This window comes from Actinomadura craniellae (assembly GCF_003289645.1).
Classification (GTDB): Bacteria; Actinomycetota; Actinomycetes; order Streptosporangiales; family Streptosporangiaceae; genus Actinomadura_D; species Actinomadura_D craniellae.
Genome location: NZ_QLYX01000014.1, coordinates 210,535 through 222,141, shown reverse-complemented (window position 1 = coordinate 222,141; position 11,607 = coordinate 210,535). Strand labels below are relative to the sequence as shown.

The following is an 11,607-nucleotide window of genomic DNA, read 5'->3' as shown; positions in this document are numbered from 1 at the left end:
TATAATCCCTACAGGCGTCATTCCAGTATCGGGATGCACAGCCCCGTCACGTTCGAAGGGCTCAACCTGCCCTCAGACACCGCCGAGTGACCTCACCGCAGGTGTCCGTGCAACGGGGGGAACCTCACCCTCCGTACTCGACCTCATGACTGCTGCTCGAGCTCTCGGTCTCGGTCGGACCAAGGCCTACCGACTCGCGCAGCTCAACCAGTTCCCCTGCCGCGTCATCAAGATCGACGGTACTTACAAAGTTCCTACTGCCGACCTCCTCCGCCTACTTGGGGTAACTCCTGACCCGCACTCATAGCCTTCAGCGGCGAGTTGACGCAGGTGAACACGGTGACCTCGCCCGCAACGAGGCGAGGTCACCGGTAGTGCAAGAAGGTCAAACCGCCATCAGAGGACATGTCCCTGTGGGTGCGAGATGGCCCTGGTCGGCTGAGCATGATCGTGTTGGTGCCGAACACCTTGCCCTGAGGCTCTCTGAGAGACCAGGCGGCGTTGGCGAGCACGCTGACCCACCGTAATTGCTTCTGGCTCTAGGGGATCTGACTCGTTTGCGCAAACTTGACATGTGCGGTAGGATCGCAGCGAGCGAGGAAGGAGCGATCACCTAGAGAAGTAATCAATAACTCACACCCCCGGCACTTCGTGCAGACAGCAGACGCCTGAAAGGGCGTCTTTTTTTGTGTTCTGGTAAGGAGAACAAGTCCCGATGCCCTCCACCGCCGTTCAGGAAGTTGGCAAGACGATCCGCTTCGCTATGAAGGACTGGGGGATGACCGCTCGCCTGTGCGTAATCATCCTCCTCGCCACGGTTCTTTTCATTGCGATCTCCCGGTTGCCGCTGATCGCTTGGTAACTTGACCTGAACTTCACCATTGCAATACTTCGCCGTTCCCCGAAGGTTATTCGGGGAACGGCGAAGTATTAATACCTATAGGAGGCCTCTGAAAATAATCGCAAGAGTGATCCAGTCCGCGGTTGCGGTCGCGGATTAATGCTCCTCTGAATCTTGGTCAGGCTCAGCTATGGGGGGCGCCGTCGGAGGGGCTTGAGTTGGCTCTGGGACTTGCCCTGTAGGGCGATACCCCTTCTTCTCGTCAGGGTCGAACAACGGACGGGACTTGCTCATTAACGCTGCCTCCTTATTCCTGATCTATTCGGATGAAGTCTAGAATTTCAACTTCATCAATGCGGATGTATATCCCGTCGGTTTGCTCAAGGCGGTTTGTGAACCGGCCGAATTTCGTCATGGCCCACGCTGTCTGCAAGTACAAGTCAGGAGGCTCAGGGTAGCTTGATGCATAGGATCTCTCGCCATACCAGCCGCCAACCCATTCGCCGCTTTTGAGTCGAGCCCGTACGAAGCAATGGGCGCGGTTGTTGAAAGTTTCGTCCCAGGCCGTCGGCGTGGCTTGATACGCCGATGAACTACCTCGTCTTCCCCACCATGCGAGTGTCCACGCAGCTCCTGCTGGAATCGCGACAAGAAGCAGGAGCGCAGTCAATGCGGCAGGTCGAGGGTTGTTGGCTGCTCCGCTCAGCCAACCTTGCTGACGATCGTAGATCAGCTTTACCAGCCAGTTGCCGGCAAGGAGAACATAGAACGTGTCGAGCACTATGCCTGCCACCAACGCTCGGAGGATCCGCTCACCGAGATCTTTGTGGTGAGGGGAGATGCCTTGGGAACGTTCGCGCACGAACTGGTAGGTCACACCAGGCAGTACAAGCAGCATCACGATGACGGCCTGCATGACTGTCGTCGGTGCCTGAGGCATCGCTGAGTCCTCCCTGGTGCATCGTCTTTGGGTCACAACATCCTTGGTGCCGAGCTAGTAATCTACTAGCTGCCGTCTCTTGAGGGGCGCGTGTCTACAGCCTTGCCAGACTAGTCATCATCCGAAAGGCGGACGATTCAAGATGTCCGATCACTTGCGGGAAGCTCGCGATAACTGGATAGATCACTTTGCCAAGCAAGTTTGTTTGGACTGGGCTCCCGGTACTCTTAAGTTCGGAGGTCGACTGCTCGCACCGTGGGTGATGAATGATGAACTCACACTTGCGACGGCGTTGAGTCGGATTGCAGTCGAGGACGTCAAGGCGCACTCTCCTCACGAGGTTGTTGAGCAGTTCCGGGCTGCTAACCTCCTCTCTCCATCCGCCTCATCAGATTCTGTTCTGCATGAACTCGTTTTGCCAGTCGTCCGGAGCGTGCGGAGACTCGGTGCTCCTTGGGATCGTTGGTGGGACGTAGGTGGCTTGCATGTTCTGCTGGTCGAGCTATGGGCTGGTCGCCGACTTGAGAAATACTCCATCGATACAGTACAAGAAGAGCTTGTGGTGTTTTGGCAAGTTCCGAAGGAGCAAATAGCTGCTATCCTCAAGAATACGGCTGACCCATTTGTCTATCTTCCGCCTGACCTTTTTCAAAAATCCAGGACTGGAATTGCGACACAGCTTCTGCGGGGACTTGTGAAGCTAGGGCGGATTCGCCTAGGGACTTATGAAGATATAACTTCCACTCGTCCAGGACTTGTTGACCGGCCAGAACTCGCTGAGATCGTGCAGCGAATTCATCGCCGTATCGATCTAGAAACATCGCTGCGGCAGTTTTTTCACGATATCCCGACTAGTGATGAAGCTGCTATACAGCTCGACCTTAATGCATGGGATGCACAGATTCGTGCTCTTCCGGAGGGCTTGAGTTCATATGAGATACAGCTTATGAAGGAGTTGCATCCGGATGAGATCTACCGAGATAGGTGCCTTAGAGCTGGGCGAGATGTCTTCCTTTCTTGGCTTCTGGAAGATGATTCTCTGCCTTCAGCAATAGGTGCCAGAAATCAAAATGCCACGGTGCCCAGATGGATCCATGACGAGATCATCACCAGTGGAGCACGCTCGTTCCATGTGAATGTGGGACCGCATCCGGTATGGCTTGCCACTGCAGAAACTGCAGTTCATCAAGCGGCTCTACAGGGGCTAATGATGCCCGGGGTGGAATATGGAATAAAGATTGATGTCAGAAGAGATGAGGTGATTATTAAGTTAGTGCTGCCGCTTCTTCTTGGAGATTCCGGACCAGCCCTAGAGCTCCCCTACTCCTATTCGCTGTGCACTGTGGATCCAGCATGGCAACTTCTGCATTTGGCGGCAGTGGGATATGTCAGGATAACCACTCTCCGTCTCACTACCGATGGCGAACCTCTCATGATCGGTACCATAGTTGTCATTCTTCCGTCAAAGGTCTGCGTCGAGCTCGAAAAGCAGGCTATTGTGGCACTCCGGCGCATGGTCGGAGAAGACACGAAACAAATTATGTGGCGTCGAGTAACCGACGGACATGATAGAGAAGCCGAGGCCGCCTTCCACGGCAATGAGACCGCTAAAAGTGAAGACCTTCATGATGAGCTCGTACCTACATCTTCACATGGGGCACCAGCGGTAGAGGCGTTCCGGTCGGCATCGCTCCGACTTGCCCGGGCCCGGGCCCGACACTCCACAGCCGTGCTCAACGGTAATTTGGACTCAACACTAAGTCACGCTGTTGAACAGGCCGTCGAAGAGCGACAAAGAGCGCTCGAAATCGCGCGCGCAGACTTTGATATACAACATCGCAGGGACGAGAGAGATCGGGCGATTGTCGAAGCCCTTCCTGATGGCCAAGCCGCGTTTGTGCATCTCTTTATCAAGAACGGTTGGCTTTCATCGGTCGTCCTCTGGCGTGATGAAGGTAATGCGCGCTTCGAATTGCTCCCTTATAGTGATATTGAGGTAGATCGATTCACTGCGATGACTGCGGTATGGTCACAGCAATCGCAGAGTCATATAGGTCAGGACTGGTACCGTTATCTGACCACGCTCCTAGCTGCTTCGACCAACTTGGTCGAATCATTTATGGAAGTTTTACTACAGCAAGGGATTCGGCGGTTGTTTTTAAGTCCAACGCCACCCCTGGACCTACTGCCTATCCACGCTGTGCCTATTAAAATTGATAGTACTATGGTCTTGCGTGACTCCTTCGACGGTGTCAGCTATATGCCGACGGCCCGCATGCTGACGGCGATTAAACGTTCCGATCGGCGCAGAGCAAAATGCCCTGCGCTTGTCGTCGCCCACACAGGCAATGGCATCCCAGGGCTGGATGCCATCCGCAGCCCACTCGTCGAAGCCGAGATAGTCGCAGCACTCCATACTGGAGCCCGTATCCTCAAGGAGGAGTCAGCGACGCCTGATGCGGTGTTGGACGCCATGACCGATGCGCGCATCGTCCACATCACTTCCCATAGCCTCATGCATCCGAATCGTTGGGCATCCGGACTCGCGCTACACGGATATTCCGCTGGGGAAGCGACGCTCACGACAAGCAAGATCTTGGCAGAAGCTGACCTCTCTAACGTTGACCTAGTAGTTCTCAACGCCTGCAGGACCGGCACGCATGATTCCACTGCCCGTACTGTGCAGACCCTCCGTGGGATCGAGTCGGCCTTCCTTGCCCGCGGCACCAGGGCGGTTATCTCTACATTGTGGGATATCACTGCCCTCAACGCTATGGCGTTCTCTGCACTGTTGCACGCCTACCTGAATGACGGTGCAACCGCTAGTACTGCTTACCGAGAATCGATTGCTTACCTTCGTCACCACCGGTGGCGTTCAAGCGCCCATTCAGAATCTGATCGTATAGCTGAGGCGCTGCTTGACGAAGTCCTCATAACGTGGCGAGATCATCTCGACCGCCAAGCCACGACAGACCCTCTCTTCTGGGCGGCGTTCAAGTTCACCGGAACTATGTGACCGGTGCCTGATATATCAGTCCGCAACGATCTCGTTTCCTAGGTAAGCTCAGACGAATCAGCTTTCTGGAACGTAGTCATTAGCCGGTGGCTTGTTGGTTGTCAGGCTTAGAGCGGTTGCGGATTTTGCTAAAGGCGTCGAGAGTGGAGTCGTTGTCGTCGGGGAGGGTGTGGAGGTATTTCTCGGTGGTGGAGATGCTGGCGTGACCGAGGCGGTCTCTGACTACCTGGAGGTCAGCGCCGCCAGCCAGTAGCCAGGAGGCGTGGGCGTGGCGGAGGTCGTGAGGGCGGACATAGACGCGTAGCTTGGCAGTCTTGATGGCGGGTTTCCAAACGTGGTCACGGAACCAGGCACGGGGGATATGGCCGTCGGAGTTGACGACCCGGCGACTGCGCGGGGAGTCTTTGCCGGTTGCTCGGCGCTGGGCGCGGTAGTGAGCGTAAGCGTTTTTGCAGTGCTGGCAGCGGCATTTTCCGGCGGAGTAGCCGCTGAGTGTGCCGTGGCGGTAGGTGCGGCCAGCCTCGTTTCGGGCGGTTAGACCTAGGGTGTCGGGGTCGGCGAGGACGCGCAGTCGTGGTGGCTGGGAGAGTTCCTGCGAACGGAGGAAGAACAGCAGTTCACCATCGTGGAGCTGTTCGGCTCGGGTGTAGGTGGCGAGCTTGTCGGTGATCTGCCGGCTGAGCTTAAGAACGCGGTGCTCGCGGTCCTTGGGATAGTCCTTGACCAGGAACCGGCCGCCCTCGGGGTGGTACTTGGAGGCGAGTTCGATCACTACACGGCTGACGGTCAGCGTTCGGGTGGTCAGGTCGAGGTCCTGGATACGGAGCTCGGTGAGCTCACCCCAGCGCAGGCCAGTCTCGACCTTGGTCTCGACGAGCAACTGCATGCGGGCGTTGGGCAGCGCCTCGTAGAGAACGTCGAACTGCTCGGGCGTGATGATGGTGCGCTTCTTCTTAGGGACGGGCGGCGTCCTCACTCCTTTGCAGGGGTGCAGCACGATGACCATGTCGTTGAGTGCGGTGGTGAAGATCGCGCTGAGGATGGTCATGCAATAGCGGATCGTCGGTGGGTTGACGCCCTCGTTGCGTAGGTGGGTGACCCACTCGCGGACGTCGATGGGCATGACGTCGATCATCCGCATGTTCGCGAACCACGGCATGATGTGCCGGTTGATCTCGTAGTCGTAGTTCTCCCGGGTGCGGAGCTCGATCACATGATTGGGGAACCAGACCTCTTCTACATACCGCCGGAAGCTCTGCCGTCCCTTCCCCGGATCGGGGAGTCTCTCTAATGTGAGCTTGGCAAGGGCCTTCTGCCACGCCTTGTCGGCTTGGGCCTGCGTGGCAAACGTCCCGGCGTGCCGGATGTTGCCTCGCAAATCGCGGTAGACGGCGGCGTAGCGGATCTTGCCGTCCTTGCCGGTGCGCGGGCGGGAGAACCCCATCTGTCGAACCTCCAGGCAGTGATCGTCTGCCACCGATTTGTCACCAGGACCACACGATCGATCTTGGTGCTCGATGGCATCGGCTGGCATGGCTCAGCGCCACTACCTGGGAAGATATCTCAAAGTTGATAGATCGGAGCACTCATTTTGTTTAGTCAACCTCGTTCGCATCGAGGGGGTCAGGGGTTCAAATCCCCTCATCTCCACTTCGGACCTGGGGCCAGTGTGGTCGCGGCTTGAGCCGCTTCCCGCTGGTCCTTCGTCGTTTTGCCCGGGGGGCGACCCCCGGACCCCCGGTGTGGGGGCTTCGCCCCCACGGCTCCGGCCGGTGGCATGGGTCCATGGGTTCTTTCTCAAGGTCAGGGGCGAAATGATGTCGCCGTGGCCGGGTCCTGCGGTCACACTACGTTTATGCGCCTTCCTGCGCCGGACAGTCCCGAGTTGCGCGTATTGGCCAAGCGCTATGTCTCTTGGAGTCGGGAAGGTCCGCTTCGCCTGCGTTATCTGAAGATCATGGGTGTCAACGCCCTGCGGGACGGCGAACCGCGACGGTCCTTGCTGGTGCGATCGCTGGGCGAAGACGCGAGTTTGATCACCGACGATGAACTCGACCTGTTGCTCACCAGTGAGTGGCGGGCCCGCCTCACCGCGGCGTGGCTGATCGGTCTTGACCTCCGCACCGGGTACCGGGACCGCCTCGGTGAGTTGCTGTACGACGGTTCCTTTGTGAAGGCCAATGCTGGTTACGCTCTGGCCTTCGCCCGCTTCGGGCAGCATCCCGACGCGATGTTCCTTGCCACGGCTCTTGCTCACAAGCTTTCGGAGCCGGAGCCGTTCTATGAACGGGACTTCGTGATCGGCGCGCTCCTCTATCTGGACGAACGGCTGGGGACGGATCACGCGGGGGGACTACTCAGCGGTTCCTGGCGACAGCCTGTACCCAGTCGGCCAGACCGGGAACGGTTCAAGGGCTACATGGGGCAGTTGTGCGCCTTTGCCGACGAATGCATGCGCCGAACGATCCGCAGTACACCCGAGTAGCCATACGGTCGCCATGGGCAACTGGGCCGCCCGCCGGCTCAAGCCACCAAACGGCAACACACAGTCCGAGTTCACCGCCTGTCATGTCTCTGTCCGGGTCAGCTGCCCGGACAGTTACGGCCTTGCTCCGCGGAAGGCTTTCCGGTGATGAGTTCGGCGGGCGGTACGCCCAGGGCTCGGGACAACTGGCCGATGATGATCAGCGAGATGGGCTTGCCGCGTTCGGCGTTCTGGATCGTGGTGACATGGCGCCGGAGCCGGGTGGCGAGTTCGGCTGCGCTCAAGCCGGTCTGCTCGCGGAGTTCCTTGAGGCGCTTGCCGTTGGGGATCACTGTGGGGGTCGGGGGCATGGGACGGTCCTGGGAGTTGCTTGCCGGGTCCTGGTGGTCTTGGCGGCCGGCCACGGCCAGGCCGCCGGGTTTTTCAGCGCTTGTTCCATCTCTCTCACAGTGATTGCCTCCAGCAGCCGCCAGCGGCCTCGTACCTGCACCATCGCCCACCACACGCCGGTCTGCCTTCCCCACCAGACCACCGCGCCCGCCCGTAGGCGCTCCAGGCGGGCGGCCACCGCGCGGGTGTCAGGTGCTTTCTGCGCCTGCCGGCTTACCGTTGCCGTCACGATTCGTTTTCCGGGCGCAGCGCCAGCACGGCCGTGATCTTGTCGGCCACCGCCGTCAGTTCATCAGCGGGACGCAGCGGCTCCAACTCGTCAGGGGCATCCCGGGTGGGTCCGGACCATACCCAGTGCCACCACAGCGACCCGTCTTCGTCAGCCGGACGGCAGGCCACCTCTTGGCGCAGGCCCGGATGCAACGCCCGTCCGGCATGGTTTCCTTCGGTGGGCAATGCTGTGCGGTTCTCCGCCAGCACTACTCCACCGCGTAGTGCACGGGCGGATAGGCCCCGTTCGGCCAGCGCCGTCACTAGCGCATCGACATACGCCCGTTCCTCACTTGTGATGACTCTTGTGGGCATTCGCACCAGAGAACCCCTTGTCTGTCTCGAAGTGATTCGGTCACATGAAGTACAGAGCCCAGGTGAGGGGGCCGGGCAGACGGCATCAAGGGGCAGGATCGAACATGACCGACCTCGGAACGTGTTCGGGCATGATGATGGAGTGCGTGATGACTGATGAGGAATTGCGCCGAATCTGGGCGGATCGGGTGCGCGCTGAGCGTAAGGCGCGTAACTGGGATATTCCCGAAATGGCCCGCCGGATCGCTCAGGCCGCCGGTGATGAGCGCGCCGAGTTGCCTGCCCTCGAACACCTGGTGATGTACGTTCGCCGCCGCTGGGAGAGCGGGAAGGTAGCGATCAGCGAGCGGTACCGGATGCTGTACGCGGCAGCGTTCGGCATGGACGAGGACGAGTTGTTCAGCGTGCCCGATCCGGTGCCGGACGTGCCGGCCATGCCCACCGTGCTGCCGAGCGTGCCGTCATGGGACCGCCGCGCGGCGGTTGCGCCGGAGCTGGTCGATTACTTCTGGTCGCAGTTGCCCGGGCACTACGGGGCAGACCTGTTCCTAGGGCCGCGTCACCTCATCCCGACCGTGTTCTCTCAGACGCGGCTCATCGGGCAACTCGTCATCGCGGCCGAGGAGACCGTACGCCGGGAACTGCTCAAGGTGGGAGTGGCCTACGCCGCCCTGCTCGGCTGGCTCTACCAGGACGCCGGAGACCTGGACCAGTCCGGATACTGGCGGGACGCCGCTCTGCACATGGCCCACCGATCCGGGAACCATGAACTCACCGCCTACGCGCTGGCCAACAAGGCCATGCACGACATCGACCGCGAAGACGGCACCGCTGTTCTGGACTTCGCACGGGCCGCCCTGGCCGGCGAACGTCGGTTGTCTCCGAAGGTGCGGGTCCTGGCTTTGCAGCACCAAGCCCACGGGTACTCGTTGCTCGGTGAGCGGGAACGGGTGGACCGCCTCATCGATCAAGCCGCCGCCCTGGTCGACCAGATCGACGATGACCGCCCGTGGGGCAACGCCTGCCGCCGCACCCCGTTCTACCTCGAAGTGCAGCGCGCCACCTGCTACGGACGACTTGGCCTTGCCCGCGAAGCCGCCGACCTGTGGGAGCAGATCATGGCCACCATGACCGAGGCCACCCGCCGCGACACCGGAGTGTTCCGCGCCCGCCACGCCGCCGCCCTGGCCGCCATCCCCGAACCCGAGCGGGTGACCGATATCGCCGCCGAGACCGCCACGCTCATCAAGGACACCGGATCGGCCAGGCTCAAACGAGAACTCCTCACCCTGCCACGCCACGCGACCGGCTGGACCGACACCGCGCCAGGCCGAGACCTGGCTGACATCCTGGCCGCCATCGCCTGACAACCCGAAAGGCCCCGAACGTGACCGTGCCCCCGCCCCTGTCCGACGAAGAGATCACCCGGAAACTCGCCGAGCTGGACGGCTGGACCCGCCACGGCGACGAGATCACCAAGACGTTCGCGCACACCTACCACGAGTGCGTGCACCTGGCGATGTACGTCGCCGCCAAGGCCCGCGAAGTCGGGCACCACCCCGACATCGACATCAGGTGGCAGCGCATCCGCTTCGCCATCACCACCCACGACGCCGGGCACAAGCTCACCCGCAAGGACTTCGACCTGGCCCGCCACATCGACGCCATCGCCGAAGGACACGGCGCAAAACCCGCCTGATGAGCGGGAACGGCACTGCTGGCGTACAGCAGGAAAGTACAGCTACGCACTCGCACGACCCGGGCGCGATCACCCGCCAGCGCACGCCTGACCTGGGGACCCCGGTCGCGTGGGTGGTTACTCGGGTGGTGAGTGAGTGGCGCCGGGTTCGCCCTCGGCTCCGCCGGCAGGGACGACCTCTTCCCGCGTGGGACATCGGCGTCCATGCCCACCGAGGTCTTGCGGCCTCTCAGGTGGCCGGGTGCGGGTTTCGTAGCCGGTCGATCGGGAGTTGTTCGTCGCAGATGCGGTCGAGCAGGGCCTGTTCGTGGCTGATGACGAGCAGGCCGAGGCCGCGGTCGCGGACGATGCCGAGGAGTGTGTGCCAGATCTGCGCCTGGGTGATCGCGTCGAACATGGTCGTCATCTCGTCGGCGACGAGGTAGCGGGTGTCGGGCCGCAGCGCCCTGGCGATGCAGAACCGCTGGAGTTCGCCGCCGGACAGTTCCTCGGGGAAGCGGTCGAGCCATTCCCGGCGGATCCCGACGCGTTCGAGTGTCTCCGGCGAGGGGCGGTGGGATTCGTTGAGGACCGACCGCATGCGCGACCGGGGGTTGACGGCGTGCTCGGGGTGCTGGTGGATGAGCTGGACCGGCCGGAAGCCCCGGCGCGGCAGCGGGCGGCCGTCGATGGTGATCTTTCCGGACCGGGGGCGGAGGTCGCCGGCGACGAGGGCGCCCAGGGTCGATTTCCCGGTGCCGCTCGCGCCGGTGAGGCCGACCACGGTCCCGGCCTCGACATGGAGGTTCGCGGCCCGGTAGAGCGGTTCCGCGCCGGGGTGGGCGAAGGCGAGGTCCGTCACGATGAGCGCCATGGTTCACTTCCGGGAGAGAACTGGTTCTGCGGCAGGGCGCGCCAGAGGGCGCGCGCGAACGGGTGCTCCAGGTCGTCGCCGTCGCCGGTGAAGGCGGACGCCGCCTCCACGGTGCGGAGTGCGCCTTCGTGCATGACGGCGACCCGGCGGGCGATGGCGGTCGCGGCGAAGATGTCGTGGGTGATGAGCAGGACCGAGGCGCCGCCTTCCGCCAGTTCGCGGAGGTGGCGCAGGACTTCGGCGACGGCGTCCGCGTGCAGCCCGGGTGTCGGCTCGTCGGCGATGACCAGGCGGACCGTGTCGCGGACGCTGGTGGCGAAGAGCACGCGCCGCAGCATCCCGCCGGACAGCTGGAACGGGTACCGCCGCGCCACGTCGTCGGCCAGCCCGTACCGGGAGAACAACGCCCGCTGCCACTCGCGGGCGGTCGGGGGGTCGAGCCCGATCCGGACCTGTTTGCCGACGGTCATCAGCGGGTCGAGGTTGTTCACGGACTGGGGGATGTAGGAGATCTCCCTGCCGCGCAGCTTCCGGAGCCTGCGTTCGTCGAGGGGCGTCCCGTCGAACGTGATGCGCCCGGAGACGGTCGCGTTGGCGGGGAGGATCCCGAGGATCGCCTGCGCGAGGAGGGTCTTGCCCGATCCGCTCGCGCCGATGACGGCGAGGATCTCGCCGGGGGCGATGTCGAGGCTCAGCGACGTCACGCCGGTCACGGTGCGGGTGCGTGCGACGCCCGTGTACCGGGTGAAGCCGACGGAGAGGTCGTCCAGGGACAGCAGGGGAGGTGTCATGTCGGTC

General features: G+C 61.7%; 11 protein-coding genes and 1 tRNA gene. 6 read left to right on the top strand and 6 right to left on the bottom strand.

Annotation, left to right across the window (positions count from 1 at the left end):
- Nucleotides 1–715: 715 nt before the first annotated feature.
- Nucleotides 716–862, top strand: a complete 147-nt coding sequence (locus DPM19_RS35440) for a hypothetical protein (RefSeq protein WP_158566904.1) — start codon at nt 716–718, stop codon at nt 860–862.
- 286 nt (nt 863–1,148) lie between these two features.
- On the opposite strand, the gene DPM19_RS26720 is transcribed toward DPM19_RS35440, so the two are convergent.
- A complete protein-coding gene (locus DPM19_RS26720) occupies nt 1,149–1,781 on the bottom strand; it encodes a DUF6338 family protein (RefSeq protein WP_111870787.1) in 633 nt (210 codons plus the stop codon).
- A 481-nt stretch (nt 1,782–2,262) separates the two neighbouring features.
- On the opposite strand from DPM19_RS26720, the gene DPM19_RS26715 reads away from it, so the two are divergent.
- On the top strand, nt 2,263–4,797 hold the full coding sequence (locus tag DPM19_RS26715; protein ID WP_158566903.1) for a CHAT domain-containing protein: 2,535 nt from the start codon (nt 2,263–2,265) through the stop codon (nt 4,795–4,797).
- Between the two features lie 79 nt (nt 4,798–4,876).
- Here the strand turns inward: DPM19_RS26715 and DPM19_RS36840 are convergent, their stop codons facing one another.
- Nucleotides 4,877–6,241 carry a tyrosine-type recombinase/integrase gene (locus DPM19_RS36840; RefSeq protein WP_111870786.1) on the bottom strand — a complete coding sequence of 455 codons (1,365 nt, stop codon included), beginning with the start codon at nt 6,239–6,241 and terminating at the stop codon, nt 4,877–4,879.
- Nucleotides 6,242–6,351: 110 nt separating this feature from the next.
- Between DPM19_RS36840 and DPM19_RS26705 the strand changes: the two genes are divergently transcribed.
- A tRNA-Leu gene (locus DPM19_RS26705) sits at nt 6,352–6,447 on the top strand.
- A 205-nt stretch (nt 6,448–6,652) separates the two neighbouring features.
- Complete coding sequence (locus DPM19_RS26700) at nt 6,653–7,282, top strand: DUF6000 family protein (protein ID WP_146779004.1); 630 nt, start codon at nt 6,653–6,655, stop codon at nt 7,280–7,282.
- A gap of 98 nt (nt 7,283–7,380) precedes the next feature.
- On the opposite strand, the gene DPM19_RS26695 is transcribed toward DPM19_RS26700, so the two are convergent.
- On the bottom strand, nt 7,381–7,632 hold the full coding sequence (locus tag DPM19_RS26695) for a helix-turn-helix domain-containing protein (RefSeq protein ID WP_111870784.1): 252 nt from the start codon (nt 7,630–7,632) through the stop codon (nt 7,381–7,383).
- A 265-nt stretch (nt 7,633–7,897) separates the two neighbouring features.
- Nucleotides 7,898–8,152: a hypothetical protein gene (locus DPM19_RS34955; protein ID WP_146779003.1), complete on the bottom strand. Its 255-nt coding sequence runs from the start codon at nt 8,150–8,152 to the stop codon at nt 7,898–7,900.
- A gap of 209 nt (nt 8,153–8,361) precedes the next feature.
- Between DPM19_RS34955 and DPM19_RS26690 the strand changes: the two genes are divergently transcribed.
- Together DPM19_RS26690 and DPM19_RS26685 are read left to right on the top strand one after the other, a co-directional pair.
- On the top strand, nt 8,362–9,624 hold the full coding sequence (locus DPM19_RS26690; RefSeq protein ID WP_146779002.1) for a Twin-arginine translocation pathway signal: 1,263 nt from the start codon (nt 8,362–8,364) through the stop codon (nt 9,622–9,624).
- A gap of 20 nt (nt 9,625–9,644) precedes the next feature.
- The gene (locus tag DPM19_RS26685) at nt 9,645–9,956 is read left to right on the top strand and encodes a 4a-hydroxytetrahydrobiopterin dehydratase (RefSeq protein ID WP_233510768.1); all 312 of its coding nucleotides are present in this window, start codon (nt 9,645–9,647) and stop codon (nt 9,954–9,956) included.
- A gap of 229 nt (nt 9,957–10,185) precedes the next feature.
- On the opposite strand, the gene DPM19_RS26680 is transcribed toward DPM19_RS26685, so the two are convergent.
- Nucleotides 10,186–10,809 carry an ABC transporter ATP-binding protein gene (locus tag DPM19_RS26680; protein ID WP_111870782.1) on the bottom strand — a complete coding sequence of 208 codons (624 nt, stop codon included), beginning with the start codon at nt 10,807–10,809 and terminating at the stop codon, nt 10,186–10,188.
- A complete protein-coding gene (locus tag DPM19_RS26675) occupies nt 10,794–11,600 on the bottom strand; it encodes an ATP-binding cassette domain-containing protein (RefSeq protein ID WP_111870814.1) in 807 nt (268 codons plus the stop codon). The genes DPM19_RS26680 and DPM19_RS26675 overlap by 16 nt, the downstream gene beginning before the upstream one ends.
- Between the last annotated feature and the right edge of the window lie 7 nt (nt 11,601–11,607).